General features: G+C 71.7%; 19 protein-coding genes. 13 read left to right on the top strand and 6 right to left on the bottom strand.

Annotation, left to right across the window (positions count from 1 at the left end):
* Positions 1 to 114: 114 nt before the first annotated feature.
* The 5 genes from AB2U05_RS27930 (at position 115) to AB2U05_RS27910 (ending at position 4,277) form a co-directional block, all read left to right on the top strand.
* The gene (locus AB2U05_RS27930; RefSeq protein WP_045692922.1) at positions 115 to 399 is read left to right on the top strand and encodes a metal-sensitive transcriptional regulator; all 285 of its coding nucleotides are present in this window, start codon (positions 115 to 117) and stop codon (positions 397 to 399) included.
* Between the two features lie 41 nt (positions 400 to 440).
* Complete coding sequence (locus AB2U05_RS27925) at positions 441 to 1,328, top strand: hypothetical protein (protein WP_369184564.1); 888 nt, start codon at positions 441 to 443, stop codon at positions 1,326 to 1,328.
* Positions 1,329 to 1,716: 388 nt separating this feature from the next.
* Positions 1,717 to 1,998, top strand: a complete 282-nt coding sequence (locus AB2U05_RS27920) for a hypothetical protein (protein ID WP_369184563.1) — start codon at positions 1,717 to 1,719, stop codon at positions 1,996 to 1,998.
* Positions 1,995 to 3,653 (top strand): alpha/beta hydrolase, encoded by a 1,659-nt coding sequence (locus tag AB2U05_RS27915; protein ID WP_369184562.1) that lies wholly within the window; start codon positions 1,995 to 1,997, stop codon positions 3,651 to 3,653. The genes AB2U05_RS27920 and AB2U05_RS27915 overlap by 4 nt, the downstream gene beginning before the upstream one ends.
* Positions 3,654 to 3,821: 168 nt before the next feature.
* Positions 3,822 to 4,277: a hypothetical protein gene (locus tag AB2U05_RS27910; RefSeq protein ID WP_369184561.1), complete on the top strand. Its 456-nt coding sequence runs from the start codon at positions 3,822 to 3,824 to the stop codon at positions 4,275 to 4,277.
* 236 nt (positions 4,278 to 4,513) lie between these two features.
* On the opposite strand, the gene AB2U05_RS27905 is transcribed toward AB2U05_RS27910, so the two are convergent.
* From AB2U05_RS27905 to AB2U05_RS27895, 3 genes are all read right to left on the bottom strand, one after another.
* Positions 4,514 to 5,062 carry a DUF1062 domain-containing protein gene (locus tag AB2U05_RS27905; protein ID WP_369184560.1) on the bottom strand — a complete coding sequence of 183 codons (549 nt, stop codon included), beginning with the start codon at positions 5,060 to 5,062 and terminating at the stop codon, positions 4,514 to 4,516.
* Between the two features lie 207 nt (positions 5,063 to 5,269).
* Positions 5,270 to 6,040 carry an HAD hydrolase family protein gene (locus tag AB2U05_RS27900; protein ID WP_369184559.1) on the bottom strand — a complete coding sequence of 257 codons (771 nt, stop codon included), beginning with the start codon at positions 6,038 to 6,040 and terminating at the stop codon, positions 5,270 to 5,272.
* A 66-nt stretch (positions 6,041 to 6,106) separates the two neighbouring features.
* Positions 6,107 to 6,337 (bottom strand): hypothetical protein, encoded by a 231-nt coding sequence (locus AB2U05_RS27895; RefSeq protein ID WP_045692916.1) that lies wholly within the window; start codon positions 6,335 to 6,337, stop codon positions 6,107 to 6,109.
* Positions 6,338 to 6,563: 226 nt separating this feature from the next.
* Here AB2U05_RS27895 and AB2U05_RS27890 point away from each other — a divergent pair, with 226 nt between their 5' ends.
* Positions 6,564 to 7,682 (top strand): helix-turn-helix transcriptional regulator, encoded by a 1,119-nt coding sequence (locus AB2U05_RS27890; protein WP_157881996.1) that lies wholly within the window; start codon positions 6,564 to 6,566, stop codon positions 7,680 to 7,682.
* A gap of 145 nt (positions 7,683 to 7,827) precedes the next feature.
* Here AB2U05_RS27890 and AB2U05_RS27885 read toward each other — a convergent pair whose 3' ends face one another.
* The gene (locus tag AB2U05_RS27885) at positions 7,828 to 10,212 is read right to left on the bottom strand and encodes an ABC transporter permease (RefSeq protein WP_369184558.1); all 2,385 of its coding nucleotides are present in this window, start codon (positions 10,210 to 10,212) and stop codon (positions 7,828 to 7,830) included.
* A 29-nt stretch (positions 10,213 to 10,241) separates the two neighbouring features.
* Positions 10,242 to 10,970, bottom strand: coding sequence for an ABC transporter ATP-binding protein (locus AB2U05_RS27880; protein WP_045710861.1), 729 nt, complete (start codon positions 10,968 to 10,970; stop codon positions 10,242 to 10,244).
* Positions 10,971 to 11,113: 143 nt separating this feature from the next.
* Here AB2U05_RS27880 and AB2U05_RS27875 point away from each other — a divergent pair, with 143 nt between their 5' ends.
* From AB2U05_RS27875 to AB2U05_RS27855, 5 genes are all read left to right on the top strand, one after another.
* Positions 11,114 to 12,313 (top strand): sensor histidine kinase, encoded by a 1,200-nt coding sequence (locus AB2U05_RS27875; RefSeq protein ID WP_369184557.1) that lies wholly within the window; start codon positions 11,114 to 11,116, stop codon positions 12,311 to 12,313.
* A complete protein-coding gene (locus AB2U05_RS27870) occupies positions 12,310 to 12,993 on the top strand; it encodes a response regulator transcription factor (protein ID WP_045692911.1) in 684 nt (227 codons plus the stop codon). The genes AB2U05_RS27875 and AB2U05_RS27870 overlap by 4 nt, the downstream gene beginning before the upstream one ends.
* Positions 12,994 to 13,324: 331 nt before the next feature.
* Positions 13,325 to 13,816: a hypothetical protein gene (locus AB2U05_RS27865; RefSeq protein ID WP_045692910.1), complete on the top strand. Its 492-nt coding sequence runs from the start codon at positions 13,325 to 13,327 to the stop codon at positions 13,814 to 13,816.
* 179 nt (positions 13,817 to 13,995) lie between these two features.
* Positions 13,996 to 14,316 (top strand): heavy-metal-associated domain-containing protein, encoded by a 321-nt coding sequence (locus AB2U05_RS27860; RefSeq protein WP_369184556.1) that lies wholly within the window; start codon positions 13,996 to 13,998, stop codon positions 14,314 to 14,316.
* A 79-nt stretch (positions 14,317 to 14,395) separates the two neighbouring features.
* Positions 14,396 to 14,716 (top strand): metal-sensitive transcriptional regulator, encoded by a 321-nt coding sequence (locus tag AB2U05_RS27855; RefSeq protein ID WP_244178642.1) that lies wholly within the window; start codon positions 14,396 to 14,398, stop codon positions 14,714 to 14,716.
* Between the two features lie 43 nt (positions 14,717 to 14,759).
* On the opposite strand, the gene AB2U05_RS27850 is transcribed toward AB2U05_RS27855, so the two are convergent.
* Positions 14,760 to 15,980, bottom strand: a complete 1,221-nt coding sequence (locus tag AB2U05_RS27850; protein WP_369184555.1) for a Dyp-type peroxidase — start codon at positions 15,978 to 15,980, stop codon at positions 14,760 to 14,762.
* A gap of 31 nt (positions 15,981 to 16,011) precedes the next feature.
* On the opposite strand from AB2U05_RS27850, the gene AB2U05_RS27845 reads away from it, so the two are divergent.
* The gene (locus tag AB2U05_RS27845; protein WP_078859623.1) at positions 16,012 to 17,382 is read left to right on the top strand and encodes a right-handed parallel beta-helix repeat-containing protein; all 1,371 of its coding nucleotides are present in this window, start codon (positions 16,012 to 16,014) and stop codon (positions 17,380 to 17,382) included.
* A gap of 286 nt (positions 17,383 to 17,668) precedes the next feature.
* Positions 17,669 to 18,595 carry a polysaccharide lyase gene (locus AB2U05_RS27840; RefSeq protein WP_369184554.1) on the top strand — a complete coding sequence of 309 codons (927 nt, stop codon included), beginning with the start codon at positions 17,669 to 17,671 and terminating at the stop codon, positions 18,593 to 18,595.
* Positions 18,596 to 18,631 lie beyond the last annotated feature (36 nt).

Raw genomic sequence — 18,631 nt, 5'->3', positions numbered from 1 at the left:
CATAGGTATTTTTCGGAGCCCTCGAACCGCTTGACTCGATACCCCTTGGGGGTATTCACTCAGGGCATCGAGCCGGGCCGACACCGTCCCGACAGGACCCGAGAGGAGGGCCGAATGGCCGGCTACCGCAACGAGAAGGACCAGCTCCTGCGCAGACTGCGCCGCGTCGAGGGCCAGATCCGCGGCCTCCACCGCATGGTCGACACCGACACCTACTGCATCGACGTCCTCACCCAGGTGTCGGCCGCCACCAAGGCCCTGCAGTCCGTCGCCCTGCACCTGCTCGAGAGCCACCTCGCGCACTGCGTCCACGCCGCCATCGCCGACGGCGGCAGCGCCGAGGCCGACGCCAAGGTCGCCGAGGCCACCCAGGCCATCGCCCGCCTGATGCGCGCCTGAGCGCACCCCCTGAACCTCACCCCTCGAAGGAGCACCCCGCCATGAACACCGCCCTGCGCGTCACCGCCTTCACCGTCGGCCTCACCGCCGCCTTCGCCCTCGCCCTCGGCGTCGGGCACGCCGTCGGCCCCAACGGCAAGCCCGCCCCGGCCGGCCACAGCGAGCACGCGGGCCACGGCGACCACGCATCGGACGACGCCGGGCACCTCCCCGGCGGCCTACAGATCTCCGACCGCGGCTACACCCTCAGCGTCGACGACCCCTTCGTCACCGCCGGCGCCCCCACCGACCTGCGGTTCCGCATCCTCGGCCCGGACGGCCACGCCCTCACCGCCTACCAGCCGCAGCACGAGAAGGAGTTGCACCTGATCGTCGCCCCGCGCGACCTCTCCACCTTCCAGCACCTGCACCCCACCCGCGCCGCGGACGGCACCTGGAGCGCCCGCGCCGCCGTACCCGCCGCCGGCGAGTACCGCGTCTTCGCCGACTTCCTCCCGGACGGCGAGACCGAGGGCCTCACCCTCGGCGCCGACCTGCACGCCGCCGGCGACCTGCGCCCGGCACCGTTGCCCGAGACCGGCCGCACCGTCACCGTGGACGGCTACACCGTCACCCTCACCGGCGACCTCACCCCCGGCCACGGCGACGAACTCACCCTGAGCGTCAGCAAGGACGGCCGGCCGGTCACCGACCTCCAGCCCTACCTCGGCGCCTACGGCCACCTCGTCGCCCTCCGCGCCGGCGACCTCGCCTACCTCCACGTCCACCCGCAGAGCACCACCCCCGGCCCCGCCATCACCTTCCACGCCACCGCCCCCAGCGCCGGCACCTACCGCCTCTTCCTCGACTTCCAGCACGCCGACACCGTCCACACCGCCGCCTTCACCCTCACCACGGGCACCACCACCCCGGCCGAGCACCACCACTGACCACCCACCTCCCGGCGGGCGCCCACCCCGACCCTGGCCGTGCGCCGATCGGCCAGCCACTGCGCGGCGCACCAGCTGCGCGAGAAGTCGACTCCGCCGACTTCTCACGACCGACTGCGCGGACGGGCGGGACCTAGGCGCCATGGCACACACAGAGGGCCCGCCCGGCCGCCTCGCGAACCGCCTCGGGCCCGCCCATCCCGGCCCCCTCGACGGTGAGCAAGGATCACCGCAAATAGGGACAATTACCCGATATCAGTTGAGTATCTTTACGGATTGAGATCGGTCGCTCACTCGAATAGGTTGCCAGCTGATCGGAACATCTACCGGAGGGGAAACGGTGGGTCATCTCAAAGTCAACCCGGGCGAGATATACAAGTCCGCGGGCGTGGCACGGGCCATCGGCGAGGACTTCACGAAGCCACGAGAAGCAGCCATCTCCGCGAGTCACAAGGCTGCCAGCGAGTTAACCGGCTGGTCGGTCGCCCCAAAGCTCGGGCAGGTGGCAGATCACTGGGCCCCCATATTGACGAGCGTTCACGACCGCCTCAGCAAGACGGCCGACAACCTCACATCCACCGCGCAGGCCTACACGAACAACGAGAACGCCAACGCGGAGGTCTGGCAGACGCAGCGGATCGGCGAGATCTGGGAGAAGCCGAGCCAGTGAGCAACGATTTCGATCTGCTGCTCCACTTCAACCCGGCCGGGCTGCATGAAGCCGCCAAGGCGTGGCGTGGGTTGGCCAATGGCGCCCGGTCTGCCGAGAACAGGCACCGGAGTCAAGTGAACGGCCCGCTGCGACAGGCGAAGTGGGAGGGGAGCGACGCCGATTACGCGTTCAGCACCATGGTTCGGACTGAACAGATCCTGGAGGTCGTGCGGGTCGAATCGGCCGCTGCAGCGCTCGCCCTGGACACCGTCGCCGACCGGATCTCTCAGGCACAGACCAATCTGAAGAACGCCGTGCGCCGGGCCGAGGAATGGGGACTGACCGTCAGTTCCGAGGGGACTGTGAGTCTCCCGCCCTTGAGCAAGGCCGAGCAGAACGACCCCGAGGCCAGAGCCGACCCCGAACGCAAGGCACTGGCCACCCTTCGCGGTGACGCCCAGGAGCGCATCAACAAAGCACTGACCGACGCGAAGGAGGCGAGCGACAGGGGTGAGCGCGCCCTCGGCCACCTCGGTGGCGGCGTCCTGACGCAGCCGAGGGTGTTCGGCTCCGTCGCCGACACCGCCACCGATGTGAAGGCTGTGGCAAAGGATCTCGGCCTCGCCGATCCGTACGTCCCCGACAACAAGGACCCTCAGAAGTCCGCGGACTGGTGGAAGTCGCTGACCCCGGAGCAGCAGAGCAACTACCTCGCGCTTTATCCGGATCGGATCGGACCACTGGACGGACTGCCCGCCACGGTCCGGGACGAGGCCAACCGGCTTGCCCTCGACCAACAGCTGGATCAGATGAGGGCCGGCAACGCGCGCGGCAGCGGCATGACGTCCGAGGAGTACAACAAGCGCGAACAAGACCTGATGGCGGTCAAAGCGGCGCTCGACGAGCGCGACAACGCGGCTGAGGACAAGCAGGTCTTCCTGCTCGGACTCGATACCAAAGCTTATGGCGGCGACGGCAAGGCAATCGTTGCCATCGGCAATCCTGACACTGCCGACCACACTGCCGTCATGGTGCCGGGGACTGGAACGACCATCGCCAGCACGTCGGGCCAGCTTGCGCGCATCAACGATATGCAGGAGGCCGCGAAGCAGGCTTCGAAGGGGACGAACCAGAAGGTGTCGGTGATCTCATGGCTCGGATACGACGCCCCCGAGATCCCCGTCGTACAAGGAAACCTCGCCATCGCCGGCACCACCCGGGCCGAGGATGGCGCCGAGGCCTTGCGTCAGTTCACCCAAGGCACCCGGGTCGCCCAGGGTGACCACCACAGTCATCTCTCGGTCCTCAGCCACAGCTACGGAACGACGGTCGTCGGTGTGGCTGCCTCGGGCGGACAAGGACTGGGCGCTGACGACATCGTCGCCATCGCGAGTCCCGGTATGACCGTCCAACGCGCTGACCAACTCCAGATCGACCCGCACCACTTCTGGACCGGCAGGGCGAGCGACGACGACATCAACCTTTTCACTGGCCTTACTCTGGGCGGCGACCCGATGATCGACAGGTTCGGTGGGAACAACTTCCAGGTCGACACATCCGGGCACAGCGGGTACTGGGACGAGGGCAGCAAGAGCCTCGACAACCAGGGCCGCATCATCGTCGGAAAGGAGCCGACCACGGTTCCCAAGAACCCCGGCCCACCTATCAAGTGATCGCTCTGGCCCGGGCTCCCCACTCCCGGCCTCCCGGTCCGTACCCGTCCCGGACAAGGAATCGCTATGCCGTTCCCGTTGCCACGAGCTGCTGCACGTCGCGTCCCGGCACGACGCCCCGGTGTCGCCATAGTGGCACTGTGCTTGCCCCTGATCCTTGGAGGATGCATGTCCACGCCCAGCGCCGATGACCCTCTCCCCGTCAAGCCCCGGCAGGACGCCCAAGACTGGGCTCAGCACATGACCGAATACATGGCGCAGGCAGCCGGAGTCGTCCTCAATCCCGGCAGCGCCGAGCCCTTCTTCAACGACTGTGTCGGCAAACGCGACGAGGTCGCGAAGGACGGTCGGTACAAGATGTCCTACGCGGTCTACAGCTCCGCGCCGCTCGAACAACACCCCGAGGCCGTCCGTAAGGTCCGCACGATGCTGGAACAACAGGGCTTCAACATCGACGGCTACCGGGAGACCACCAACGGAAAGGTGGACACGGTCCTCGACGCGTCCCAATCATCGAGCCGATACCTGGTCACGGTCGAAACCACAACCGGGGGACTTCTCCTCTTCCGAGTCAACACCCCCTGCCTGATGCCGCCCACAACGCCATCGGCAGCCTCCGGCTAAGAGCGACGAGAGTTGGCCCCGCCTGGAGGTGCCCCCGACCGTGGGATGGCGCGCTGACACACTTGCGCGAGAAGTCAGATACTCGCCACCCCGACGTCCTCTCCGCAGGACGCCTGCGAGGAACCCCAGATGGACCATCGGGACGTCGACGCGGCCCTGGCCGACACCCACGGGGCGAACCTTCCGGGCCTGTCCGGCGGATCCCGCCGGACAGGCCCCTGGTCCCCGGGGAGGGATCAGCGCTTGAGCGTGAAGGTGAAGTCGCCGGAGAGCTTGCCGCTCAGCCGGACCGCCGAGACGAGTTTGCCCTCCGCGATCAGCCTCTCGACCTCGGCCCGCGAAAGGCCGCACCCTTCGGCGATCAGCCGCACCGGCCGGACGGGGATCCGTGCCGCGAAGCGGACCGAGATGTCGATCACCTCGTGGTCCACGTGATCCGATCCGCCGGTGTCGAGTCGCCAGGCGTCGTCCCAGTCGAGGGCGATGCGATTACGGCGCCGCAGGACCGGATCCTGGAGCAACTCGGCTGCCAGGCCAGGGTCGTTGTCGTGCATCCGGTCCAGCAGCTCAGGCCGGACGGAGCGCACGTTCGTCCGCTCCAGGACCGTGAGCTTCGCCGTGTCCCCGCAAGCGGTGCAGAGCACGAGGAGCCAGGCGTCGAGGAGCTTGTGGTTCGCGTTGACGCGGAACTTGCCGTTCGCCCGGAAACGGTCGGAGTCGCACGCGGGGCAACGGCGCAGAACGGTCGGAAGGCAGGTGGGCATGACCACCCAGGTGTTGAGCACAGAAGTACACCGGTTTCAGTGTGAGAAGTCCGCAGCAAAAAGCAGCGCGGCGCACAGGCGCGACGCGCGACAGATCAGCAATCGGGAGGTCTCACAGGGTGTACAACGGAACGTCCTTGCCTAGACGACGTGGCTCGGCAGCACGGTAAGTGCGCACGGCGGCGCTGGTCCACCGGTTTTCGAGCGCCTACGGGCCACGGGCCTCAGTCAGCAGGCGCCGCTGCGGCAAAGCCTGGCGATCTCTGCGGCGACAGCCTCCGGGTCGGGGGCGGCGGTGACGTGGGCGACGTCGTCCAGGCCGGGGTGGGTGCCGACGCGGACGGAGTGCTGTGCGTTGAGCAGCAGGTCGAAGTCGTTGATGTCGTTGCCGAAGGCGTTGTACTGGTCGATGCCGAGGGAGGAGAGGGCTTCCCACTTGTTCGTGGCGCCCGGGGCGAAGTCGATGATCGCCTCGTCGAGGTGGTGGTTGACGGTCATCCCGAGTGCGCGGCCGGCCTCGGCGAGGGCTGCCATGTCGGTCGCATCGACCACGAGGAACTTCACGACGGCGATGAGTTCGGTGAGGTCGACCCGGCGCGCGAGGCGGCCCTGGTCGACGCGGCCGAGGATCGGGTGGTCGGCAGGCCCGGTGTAGGCGTAGTCCCAGGGACCGTCCGCGAGATAGCCCGCCCGGAACCGGTCGGCCTCGACGAGCAACTTGCCGAGGTCGCCCGCGTCGAACGCGGCCCGAGCCCGGACCTGGCCGTCGACGGAGACGAGGCTGCCGTTCCCGCCGATCAGGGTGGCGGTGGGGAAGGCCCCGTCGAGGACGGGCAGAAGGTCGCGGACCGGTCGGGCGGAGGCGAATACGAGCTGGTGACCAGCGCGCTCGCAGGCCTCGATGGCGGCCAGGATCCGGCGGTCGATGGTCCGGCCGTCGAAGCAGAGCGTGCCGTCGATGTCGAAGACCGTGGTGCGGGCAGTGGAAGTGATCACCATCTGATCGTATCGAGCCGACACCGTGTACGACCGACCGCCCGCCGGATGCGTGGCTCCGGCGGACGGCTACGCGTCGCGCGCGTCCTCGGGCGAACGGGGCGCAGCGGCCGGGCCGTTCGCCGGGGGCGAGGGCCGCGTGGTGCTCCAGCTGGTGTAGAGCCCGGAGAGGGCGATGGCGATGGTGCCCAGGGAGTCGGCCTGGACGCCCAGAACGATCAGCAGAACGCCGGTGGCCAGGATGGCCAGAATCACGATCACGTCGATGCGGCGGTCGTCCTGACGGCTCTTCCGGTGCATGCCCACGGTGGTCCTTCCCTCCCGTTTCGGACCCCGCGCTTCGGGGCCCGATTCGGTTGTATCCGCGGTCCGGGGCCGGCGGGCGCGATCGTTGTTTCCGGTTCGCCGGAGCTTCTTCGCCGCATGGCGCCGGTTCTTTCCCGCCCGTCGGAGGCGGTGGCGAATTCTTTCCGGGGGCCTGGGCAGACGGCTGTCGGCCGCCCTCGAAGCTGGCTAGTCTGACAGCGTGTCGATACCCGGGGGCAGTCGCACGGACGGCGGGGAACCGGCGCGCCGAGGGCCCGGGCGGCCCTCGAAGAGCCTGGACATCGCGGGGCTCGACCCGATCCTGCGCGAGTTCGCCCGGGAGTTGCGGGAGTTGAAGGGCCGCCGGACCCTGAAGGAGCTCGCCGCGGCGCTCAACTGGTCGCAGTCGGAGTTCTCCAAGGCGTTCAACGCCGTGAAGCTCCCGCCCCTGGGCCTCGTGGTCGCCCTCGCGGAGCTCGACGGCGCGGACGCGGAGGAGTGGCGGCTGAGGTGGGCCGTCGTCCGGCGACACCTGGAGCAGGCGGGGAGGACCGACCTGGTCCAGCGGCCCAAGCCGCGGGAGCGCCACGCGCTGGACACCGCCGCGGCCGAGGCCGAAGCCATGCTCCGTACCATCCGGGCCCGGGCGGTCGGCTCCCGGAAGCTCGCGGCGCTGAACTCGGAGCCGCTGCTGGCGCAGCTCGACAAGAGCCTCCCGACCACGACCGAGAAGCAGGGCAGCGGCGCCGAGGAGTGCTGGCAGGACCTGACCGACTATCTACGGCGACTGGTCCTGCTCTTCGACCCCCGGCCGATCGAGCCCGCCCGGCCGGGCCCCGCGGCGATCACGGACGTCCTGCCCCGCCTCGCGGAACTCGCCCGACTGACCGATCTGCCCGAGTGGACCGCGCTCGCCGAACTGATCAGCACGACCTACGAGTCGGCGCACGAGCGGGGGACGACGGTCGTGGGCGCCTGGCCGAACCTGTTCGTGGTGTACGAGGACAGGTTCGCGGCCTTCCGCACGGCCGCCGGCCGCAAGGCAGCGCAATTGGCCCGCTCCAGCGGCTACCTCCCCGCCGACGCCGTCGTCGTCGAGGCCGCTCCGGTGGACCTCGACAGGTACGACCCGCCCCGCAGCCAGTGGCGCGACCTGATCGGCTGGATGGTGGTGGTCCTGGTGGTCGCCCCCGGGGTCGTGCTGGCGGTCCACGGGGGCTCCGGCCAGGCGTGGACCGGTTGGGCCGCCTGGTCCACCCCTGTCCTCGTCCTGGCCGGCGGGGTCGCCGTCAGGATGCGGCACGCCCGGAAGGATCCGCCGCGCGGTGCCGGACACTGAGCCGGCGTGGCGACCTCCCGAGGGGATCAACCGGGGGAGGTCGGCATCGGCGCTCCTGCCGCGCCGTGCGGTGCCCAGCACCGCTTTGCCGCGGCGACCAGCGGCCCTGTTCAGCCCTGCTCGGCCCTGCTGCGCCCCGCTCGTCCTACTCGGTCCGAAGCGCGGTGGCGGTCCGTGACCGGGCCGCCCAGCCGGCCGGCAGCAGTGCCCCGAGCAGGGCGATCACGATCCCGCCGGCCAGCAGGGGGACGAGCAGCCCGGGGGTGTAGACGTGGGACACGCTCGGCGGCAGGTGCCGGCCGATGGCGTCCCCCATCGGGCTCAGCGTCGCCTTCTCCACCGCGACCCCGAGCGGGACGCCGATCAGCCCGGCGATCAGGCCGGTGAGTGTCACCGAGGTCAGGACCATCGCGACGGTCTGCTTGGGCGTCATCCCGAGGGCCTTGAGGATCCCCAGATCGTGGACCCGTTCCCGGGTGTCCTGCACCACCATGCTCAGCACCCCGAGCGCGGCGACCGCGATCATCATCAGCGTGAGCGTGGCCACCAGGGCGCCCATGGTGATCATCACGATGTTCTTGCCCCAGCCCGAGTTCGACTCGACCGAGGCGTTCAGCGGGGTCAGCGCGGCGGCTGCCGAGGTGGACCAGTCCGATCCGCTGACGTTCGAGGCCAGCTGGACGTTGAACTGGTCGATGTGCGGGGTCAGGCCGGCGGCGGTGAAGGTGGCCGCATCCGTCATGACCGTGTAGTCGCCCTGGTTGGTGTCGAAGTTGATGCCGGCGACCTTCAGCGACAGGTGCTTGTTCTGCTGCACCACGGTGACGTCGTCTCCGACGTGGATCCCCACCGCCGAGGCCAGCTTGTCGCCGACCACGGCCTCGCCGGGCGCCGAGTACCAGCGGCCGGACAGCAGCTCCATGTGCGTCCAGGAGAAGTCGCCGGTGACCGTGAACACCCTCGGCGCTTCGCCGCCGGGCGGGGCGCCGACCATGGTCGCACCGCTGTCGCCCCAGCCGAACGCGGTCTTCGTGCCCGGGATCCCGGCGAGCGCGGCGGCCACCTCGGCGGCATCCAGGTGCGGGGTGCGCGGGTCGTTGGGGCCGTGGAGACCCCAGGGCACGCCCACGTCGGCCGTGGGGATCACGATCTCCGACGCGACGTTGAAGCCCGAGGTGCTGGTGTCCAGGTACTTGGTGAACCCGGACTCCAGCCCCACCGCGAACGTGACGCTCACCACGCCGAACAGCACCGCCGCACCGACCGTGACCGCCCGGGCCGGCCGGGCGAACGACTGGGCCAGGCCCATCGACACGGCCCGGGGCAGCGGCAGCCGCGAGGCCAGCCGCTGCGCCGCCCGACCGCCCCCGGCCTTGGGGGCGCGGCCGACCACCAGGGCCCGCACCGTCGGCATCCGGCCGGCCCGCAGTGCCGGGATCACAGCCGTGACGCCGACGATCAGCAGGGTGCCCAGCGACACCACGGCGCTGACCCACCACGGAACCGTGGCACCGGCCGCGCTGGCCGCGCCGAGCTGCTTGGTGGCCTCGCCCAGGATCGGCACGGCCAGGAGGTTGCCGGAGACCGTGCCGAGCACCACGCCGAGGGTCGCCGGGATCATGGCCTGCGCGGTGTAGGCGCGGGCCACCTGCGCAGGGGTGAAGCCCAACGACTTCAGGATCCCGATGCGCCGGATTCCCGAGGCCACCGCCCCGCTGACCACGATCGAGATGATCAGCACCGACATGAACAGCCCGAGGATCCCGAAGGCGGTCAGGAACGGCACGTAGGCCTTGGCGTTCCCGGTCGCCTGCTGCTCCGCGGTCAGGTACGACTGCCCGTCCTCGACCGCGCCCGCCGGCGCGGCGGCGGCCACCGCCTGCTTGTCGGTGGCGATGTCGGCGGCGGTCCCGGCCGTGGCGAACCGGTAGAGCATCTGGACGTCGGACTTGGCACCGGCCGCGGTGAGCCGCGCGAAACCGTCGGCGGTGGCGAAGGCGGTCGCGCTGTTGGTCACCGAGTTGGCGAAGCCGACGACTTTGAACGACGGGCTGCCCGGCAGGGAGGAGAACACCACCGAAGCGCCGAAGCAGTCGGCGGCGTAGTGCTGCCACGGCAGGGCGATCTCGCCCGGGTTCGTCGGCCAGCGCCCCCGGGTCAGCGCCAGCTGGTCCATCCCGGAGGTGCTCCCCAGGTCGGGCCGGGTGGTGACGGTGAGCGGACCGTTGTCGTGACCGGCGAGGGCCTCGTCGGGGCAGTCGGTGCCGACGGTCGTGTCCAGGGCGGCGGCGACCGGGTACGGCCCGGACGCCTCGGTGACGCCGGCGGCGTGCGCGGTGGCGGTGGCCTGGGCGGCCGTGACCTTCGCACCGTCGAACTGGACCGCCAGGTGCGCCCCGTCCCGAGCACGGAAGGCGTGCTCGAACGGCGCCTGCACGACGGCCAGGAGGCCGAGGGAGAGCACGGCGGACGTCACCGCCGCGAACGTCGTCAGGGCCATCACGACGGACTGGACCCGACGGCGGCCCACGCCGGAGCGTACGACCTTGCCCAGGGCGCTCAACGGACCGCTCCCGCCGAGCTGTTGACGGTGGCGCCGCCGGCCGGGTTGACCACGTCGCGGGCCACGGAGCCGTCCACCAGCTCGATCGTGCGGCCCGCGGTGCTCGCGGCCAGCTGCACGTCGTGGGTGACCAGCAGGATGGTCTGGCCGTCGCTGTTCAGCTCCAGCAGCAGCTCGCGCACGTCCTCGGCCGAGCTCGAGTCCAGAGCGCCGGTCGGCTCGTCGGCCAGCAGCAGCGCCGGGTCGTTCATCAGGGCCCTGGCCACCGCCACCCGCTGCCGCTGCCCGCCGGACAACCGCTGCGGATAGGCCTTGGCGTGCCGGTCGATGTCCAGCGAGCCGAGCAGGTCGACGGCCCGCCGCTGCGCTTCGCGCTTGCCCATCCCGGCCAACTGCGCCGGAACCATGACGTTGTCCAACACGGTCAGGTCGTCCAGCAGGTTGAAGAACTGGAAGACCATGCCGATGGAGGCCCGGCGGTACCGCGCCGAATCGGCCTCGCCGAGCTGGTCGACGCGGGTGCCGTCGACGGTCACGGTGCCGCTGGAAGGCTTGTCCAGACCCGCGATCAGGTTCAGCAGCGTGGACTTGCCGCTGCCGGAGTGACCGAGGATCGCCACGCACTCACCAGCCGCCACGGACAGGGTGACGCCGGCCAGTGCGGGCGGGCCGTCGTCGTACTTCTTCGTCGTGTCGCGAAGTTCGATCATCGGTGCATTCGTCATGGCCACGAACCTAGGAGCGGGCCCCGATCCACCGCGTCGGCCGGCGGATGTCACGTTCTCCCAGGCCGTCGGCTCGGGGGCGTATCCGGCGTACACCCCCGGGGCGACGCGCGGAGCCGACGCCGCTCCCTACGATCTTCCGCATGGAACAGCTCCTCCAGCGTCTCTCGACATCGAAGCGCGTGACCCGGCTGACGTCACGGGCCGTGGTCCTGGCCACCGCCTGCTTGTACGCGCTGATGCTCCCCTTGACGATGCCGACCCCTGAAAACGGCCTGTTCCCGTTCCCCGACCTCGAACCCGCCCAGTCGGTCGGCCTGTACATCGTGCTCGCCCTGCCGGTTCTGCTGGTGCGCCGTCTGCCGGCGGCGGTCTTCGCGACGGTCCTGGGCGAAACGGTCCTCGGCGACGCCTTCGGCGCGCGGCCCTCGATCGTGTTCGTCCTGCTCGTCGGCTTGGCCGGGTACCTCGCCGTCCGGCGGCCCAAGGCTGCCGCCGTCGGCTCCGTCGCGGGCGTCGCGGCCGCGCTCGTCAACGACATCCACACCCGCGAACAGTCCGTCAGCGACGCGGTCCAGTGGGCCGGGGGGTTCGCGTTGTGGTTCGCGGTCGCGTGGGTCTTCGGCCGGGTGTACCGCAAACGCCGTGAATACCTCGAAGCCCTGCGCGAGCAGACCGAGGCCCGCGCCGTCATGGCGGAGCGGCTGCGGATCGCCCGCGAGCTGCACGACAGCGTCGCGCACAGCATCGGGATCATCACGGTGCTGTCGGGAGCGGCGGCGCGGGTCGTGGAGACCAAGCCCGAGCAGACGCGGCAGGCGCTGACCGGCATCGAGACCACCAGCCGGGAGACGCTGCTGGAGCTGCAGCGCATACTCGGGGCGCTGCGCCGCGCCGAGCCGGACGACGCCATACCGCAGGCCGCTCCGCTGGCGCCGGCCGGCAGCCTGGCCGACGTCCCGCAGCTCGCCGAACGCACGGCCGACGCCGGCGTGCGGGTCCAGGTGACCTGGCGGGGCGAGCGGCGTCCGCTGCCGCCGGAGATCGAGCTGTCGGCGTTCCGGATCGTCCAGGAGTCGGTGACGAACGTGGTGCGGCATTCCGGTGCGCGGACGTGCCGGGTGGCGGTCGGTTACGAGCCGGAAGGGGTGACGATCGAGGTGGTGGACGACGGGGACGACGGTCTCGGCGGGCCCGGCCGGCCGAAGCCCTCGACGGCGGCCGGCGGGAGCGGCTTCGGCCTGCTCGGCATGCGCGAGCGGGTGACGCTGCTGTCCGGCCAGTTCAGCGCGGGCCGGCGCCCGGAGGGCGGATTCCGAGTGGCTGCGAGGCTCCCGGCATGAGCGTGCGCGTGCTCCTGGTCGACGACCAGCCGCTGATGCTGGTCGGGCTCGGGATCCTGATCGGCGACACCGACGACCTGGAGGTGGTCGGCCAGGCCGGCGACGGCCGCGAGGCGGTGCGCCTGGTGCGTGAACTGCGGCCGGACGTCGTGGTGATGGACATCCGGATGCCGGGCATGGACGGGATCGAGGCGACCCGGCAGGCGACCGCCGAGCCGGACCCGCCCAAGGTGCTGGTGCTGACGACCTTCGACCACGACGAGTACGTCTACGGCGCACTGCGCGCCGGGGCCAGCGGATTCCTGCTCAAGAGCATGGCCCTGGATGCGATCCTGGAAGCGATCCGGGTGGTGGCCGCGGGCGACGCGCTGATCGCGCCGAGCGTGACCCGACGGCTGATCGCGGACTTCGCCGGAACGTCCCGCCCCGCGGCCCCCGAACCGGACACCGAGCCCGCCGCGGACCCGAGTCCCATCACGGGGATCACCGACCGGGAGCGCGAGGTGCTGGCACTGGTCGGACAGGGACTGTCGAACACGGAGATAGCCGAGCGGCTGGTGATCAGCGCGGCGACCGCGAAGACCCATGTCGCGCGTCTGTTCGCCAAGCTCGAGGCTCGCAACCGCGTCCACCTGGCGATCATCGCCTTCGAGACCGGACTCGTGCCGCGTAGCCGGTAGGGGCAACCGCCGGCAGCCGCAAGGCGGTGCCGGGACCTGCGCGGGAGCAGCGCCGTGCCCCCGGCGACGGCGAGCGTGCGCGGGCGGTCGTCGCCGAGCAGCCGGACGACGGTGGCCTTGTGCACCACCGTCTGGGCCTCAGGCCGTGCCCCGGCGCGTGCGCGCCGCACACGCCATACCGGCCAGGGGTACCCCGGAAGCACAACCCGCCGACGCACCGACCGGCACGGCGCGACGCGGCGGCCGGGAGCGCAACCGCGCCGCCGGGCGGGGCGTCTCTGCACCCGTTCGATCACGACGGGCAGCAGCAGGACGACGAGGGGACCCACCGATGGCCGACCGACTCCGCACAGCGATCCGGATCGGGGCGGGGCTCCTGGCCCTCGCTCCGCTGCTCGCCGCCTGCGACAGCGGGCCGACGCCGCCCGCCGCGCCGACCACGGAGATCGCGCTCCCCGACCTGAAGGAGGCCCACGACGCCGCCTCCCCCTACCCGACCGAGACGGTGACCCTGACGGTCGGACAGAGCCTGGGCGTCCGCGGACGGCTCACGAACCCGACCGCCTGGGCCTGGGAGCCGACGTCGGCCGGCGACAGCGCCGTGGTGCGGCGCGGCCCGGACTTCGTCACCGCCCCCTGCCCGGAGGACAGCATCGGCTGCTCCACCGAGGGCGACCAGGTCTTCGTCGCCGTCGCCCCCGGCACCACCACGCTCAGCTGGAGGTTCGAGGACCGGGGCCACTGCCCGGCGTCGCCGACCCGCCCGGACCCCCGGTGCGCCAACGCCGCCACGAAGAACATCCAGGTCACCGTACGGAGCTGAGGCCCGGACGCCCGACCCCGGAAGCCCAACCCCGGCCGCCGCGGCGCGAATCGCCCCTTCCCGAGCTCCTGCCGAATCCCTTCCAGGTACCCTAGGGGGGTATGGTATGTTCATCAGGAAGCAGCCGCCGGGCCACCCCGCCCGACCGGCTCCGGGCACCGACGACAGAGGAGCACACCATGAGCGAGACCACCGTCACCGTCGAGTCGGCCACCACCGAGGGCTCCTCCTGCTGCGGCTCGTGCGGCACCGGCACCGCCGCGGCCCCCGCCGCCACCACCGCCGAGCGCGCCGCCTTCCAGGTGAAGGGCATGACCTGCGGCCACTGCGTCACCGCCGTGACCGCCGAGTTGAAGAAGATCGAGGGCGTCACCGAGGTCGCCGTCGACCTCGCCACCGGCACCGTGACCGTCGACAGCACCGCGTCCCTGAGCGACGCCGAGGTCGGCGAGGCCATCGACGAGGCGGGCTACGAGCTGGTCGGCCGCCTCGCGGGCTGACCCACCGGCGGGCCCGGGCGGGACGTCGCACTTCCCCGTCCGTTCCGCCCGGGCCGACACACCCCGCCCCGCCGGTACAGTGAGGGCCCGCCCCACCGCACAGGAACCGGAGACGGCCATGGCCGGCTACAGCTCCCACAAGGACGACTTCCTCAAGCGGCTGCGCCGCGTCGAGGGCCAGATCCGCGGCCTGCAGCGCATGGTCGAGCAGGACACCTACTGCATCGACGTCCTCACCCAGGTCTCCGCCGCCAGCCGCGCCCTGCAGTCCTTCGCCCTCCAACTCCTGGACGAGCACATCGAATGCTGCGTCCGGGACGCCATCAGCGAGGGCGGCCAGGAGGCCGGCACCAAGATCCGCGAGGCCAACCGGGCCATCGCCCGCCTGGTCCGGTCCTAACAGGGCAGTACGGGGGCAGTACGGGGTAGGGGTATCCCGCCGGTCACCCCCAGAGCGACTCCCCCAGCACCCCGCCCTCGGCCGCCACTCCCGGCAGGACGTACGCCACCGCCGAGCCGTTGTGCTCCAGGAACGGATTCAGCGCGTCCTTCGCCGCCAGCCGGTTCTGGATCCGGGTGAACTGCCCCGGATCCCGCATGAACGCGCAGAACAGCAGCCCCCGGTCCCCCGCCCCGTCGTCGTAGCTGTAGCCGCGCCGCAGGATCCGCGCGCCGCCGTCGAGCCGCGGGCTGCTGAGCCGCACGTGGGCGCCGGCCGGGATGACGTACGAGCCGTCCGGGTTCTTGGCGTAGATGTCGGGATCGTCGTGCTCGGCCGCACCCGTGAGCGGTGCGCCGTCGCCGATCCGGCGGCCCATCGCCTGGTCGCGGCGGTCCTCGGCGAGGGCCGCGAACGCGGCGGTGTCCATCCGGATGCGCCGGTAGACGAGCACCGTCCCGTGCTCGTACGGACCGCCCGCCGGGCCCCAGACCCACTGCTTCGCCGTCTCCTCGTCGGGGTTGGCGGTGCCGTCCTTGTAGCCGAAGAGGTTGCGCGGGGTGGTGCCGGGGGCCGTGCGGGGCAGGAACCCGCTCTGGGTCCAGCGCGGCGTGCCGCCCTTGGCCGCCACCGCCGCCGCGACCTGCTCGGCGAGGACGCTGACCGGCCAGCGGTCGGCCGCGCACAGCTGCAGCACGAGGTCGCCGCCGCCGCGCGCCGGGTCGAGCCGGTCGCCGGGGAAGGCCGGCAAGTCGGCGAGGCCGGCCGGGGCGTTGAGGCCGAGCCGCCCGGTGAGCGCCGGGCCGAGCGCGACGAGGCTGCTCAGCCGGGCGTCCTCGCCACCGCGCAGCCGGGGATCGGCGGAGGTTCCGGCCGTGGCCTCGGCGAGCAGCCGGGTGAGGTCGCCCAGCAGGGAGCGCAGCGCTGCCCGGCCGTCCGAGACGGCGGCGGGCGCGAGGTCGAAGGCGAGCAGCTGGGTGGCGGGCTGCTGGGGCGCCGTCACCCCGGACTGCCGGGGCCCGTGGAAGGGCAGCGCGGGCCCGGTCGACGGGGGCGGCGGCGCGGCCGCCGCGGCGGGCTCGGAGCCGCTACCGCGCGCCAACGCCCCGACGCCCGCGCCGATTCCGGCCGCGAGCACCACGCCGCCCGCGATCAGCGCCCGCCGGTCGACACCGCGTCCGGCGTCGCCCGGCTCCTTCCGCGCCTTTCCGCTTTCGACATGCATGGAGCACATTGGAGACGATAGAACACCATTCATGCAACTTTTGACGTTCGGTCAACTCGACTCCGGGGCACGGCCCGTACGTGCACGATTCGCGCCACGACGGCTCGCCGCCCTGCTCGCCGTCGCCGCCCTCGCGCTGTCCGGCTGCTCCTCCGGCGGCTCGAAGTCCTCCGACGCCGGGGCCGAGCACCCCGAGGGGACGGTCGTCCGCGTCCCGCAGAACTTCCCGACCATCCAACAGGCCGTCGACGTCGCCCGGGAGGGCGACACGGTGCTGGTCGGCCCGGGCGTGTACCGCGAGGCCGTCCGGGTCACCAAGCCCCGACTCGTCCTGCGCGGCACCGACCGCAACACCGTGATCCTGGACGGCGGTCTGCGCCTCGTCAACGGTGTCACCGTGACCGGCCCCGGTTCGGTGGTCGAGAACCTGACCGTCCACAACTACCTCGCCAACGGCGTGCTGTTCACCGGCGTCACCGACGAACGCCTCCAGCAGCACGGCGCCGGCGGCTCCGCCTACGACCCGCTGGACACCGCCCGCTTCCCCGTCGTCCAGGGCTTCCGCGCGACCAGAGTCACGGCGTACGACAACGGCCTGTACGGCATCTACGCCTTCGACGCCCGGGGCGGCGTCATCGAGGACTCGTACGCCTCCGGGCAGGCCGACTCCGGCATCTACGTCGGCCAGTGCAAGCCCTGCGACACGCTGGTGCGCGGCAACACCGTCGAGCACAACGCGGTCGGCATCGAGATCACCAACGCCTCGGACGGCCTGGCGTTCCTCGGCAACCGGGTGGTCGCCAACCGGGTCGGCATCACCGTCAACTCCAACGACCTGGAAGCCCTCGCCCCGCAGCACGGCGCCGTCATCGCGGGCAACGTGGTCGCCGACAACAACGCCGTCGAGACGCCGCAGCAGGCGGACGGCGGCTTCGGCATCGGGATCGGCATCGGCGGCGGCACGGCCAACGTCGTGCGGCGCAACCTCGTCCAGGGCAACCGCGCGGCGGGCGTCATCGTCACCGACCCGCCCGGGCACCCCGCGAGCGGCAACCGCGTCGAGGGCAACCGCGCCACCGGCAACGGCACCGACCTGGTGCTCGTCTCCGCCGATCCGGGCAACTGCTTCACCGGCAACCAGCCGGCCGTCCAGAGCCCGGACGGCCTGGAGGGCCTCGCCGACTGCGCCGCCCAGGGCCGCGGACCCGTTCCGGCCGGCCGCGCCACCGCCGTCCAGGCGCCGCCGGGCATCCCGTTCAGCCAGGTCCCGGCGCCCCCGGCCCAGCCCTCCCTGCCGGACCCGAACGCCCCGGCCCGGCCGGCCGTCGACCTGCCGGGCAAGGTCGACCCGGACGCCTACCCGCTCCCGACCGACCCGGCCGTCCTCCCGCAGCCGAAATAGCGGCCGAGGTGGGCGGATCGAGCACGACGGGCGGGAGCGTGGCAGCCGCGCTCCCGCCCGGCGGGCATGGCCCGATCGGGACAGGCGTCCCCAGGAGATCGGCACTCGATCGTCCACATCCCAGGCTTTTGACATAGCCGCTGAACTGCACGACGGGAAAGCAGCCGCCCATGCTCATCAGTTCGCATGCGATCGCACGAATGCGCACCCGAACAGGCTCCGCGCCGGACCCCCGCCTCCCGGGTACGGCATGATCGGGCGCACCGTCCGCCGCCCGAGGAGTCCGATGAACCGCCTTGCACGCACCGCCGCCCTGGCCGCCGTCACCCTGCTCGCGACCACCGGCTGCGCGGCCACGCCCTCCCACGCCCACTCCCGGCCCACCGCCACCGCCAGCGTCACCGAGACCGCCGGACCCGGCACCCCCGTCCCCGGCACGCCCGCCCCCGGCGGCGCAGCCTGGCACGGCCAGTTCCGCGACTACGGCAGCGCCCAGTGGAAGCACGCCTGGGGCGCGGTGGACCAAGGCGCCTGGGGCTCCGCCGACTTCGGCGCGGTCGACACCCCGGCCGCGCCCGGCGGCGGCCCGGCCCTGCAGGTCACGTACGGCGCCGGCTCCTCGTCCAACTCCTGCACCGACTGCCCCAACCCGGGCGGCGGCCAGTTCTACACCGACCTGACCACGCTCGGCCTGGGCAACCTCGCCCGGGGCCGCACCCTGGACCTCAAGTACGCCGTCAGGTTCCCCGCCGGCCGCGACTGGGGCAAGGCGGGCAAGCTGCCCGGCCTGTACGGCGGGAAGATCGGCGAGGAGTCCGGCGGCAACCACGGCGACGGCTGGTCCACCCGCTACATGTGGCGCGGGGCCAAGGGCAGCCCGGACAACGGCGAGGTGTACCTCTACACCCCCACCAACTCCGGCCCGACCGGCTACGGCGTGGACGAGGGCCTCGGCGACTGGCACTTCCAGGCCGACGACCGCTGGCACACCGTCGAGCAGCTGGTGGACCGCACCACCGGCGACATCACCGTCTGGTACGACGGCCGCCAGGTGCACCACGCCACCGGCACGGCCTCCGGCATCGGCTCGCTCCCGTTCGGCGGCGTGCTGTTCTCCACCTTCTACGGCGGCCACGACACCTCGTGGGGCCCGGCCACCGCGCAGCACGCCTGGTTCGCGGACTTCTCCCTCTCGACCGGCGTCCAGCACTGACGGCACGCACCGACGGAGCGACCGCTCAACCGAACC

The sequence above is a fragment of the Streptomyces sp. Y1 genome, from assembly GCF_041053115.1.
Taxonomy (GTDB): domain Bacteria; phylum Actinomycetota; class Actinomycetes; order Streptomycetales; family Streptomycetaceae; genus Kitasatospora; species Kitasatospora rubellomurina.
Note: the sequence above shows the minus strand (reverse complement) of the source record. Positions and strands in the feature narration are given on the sequence as shown.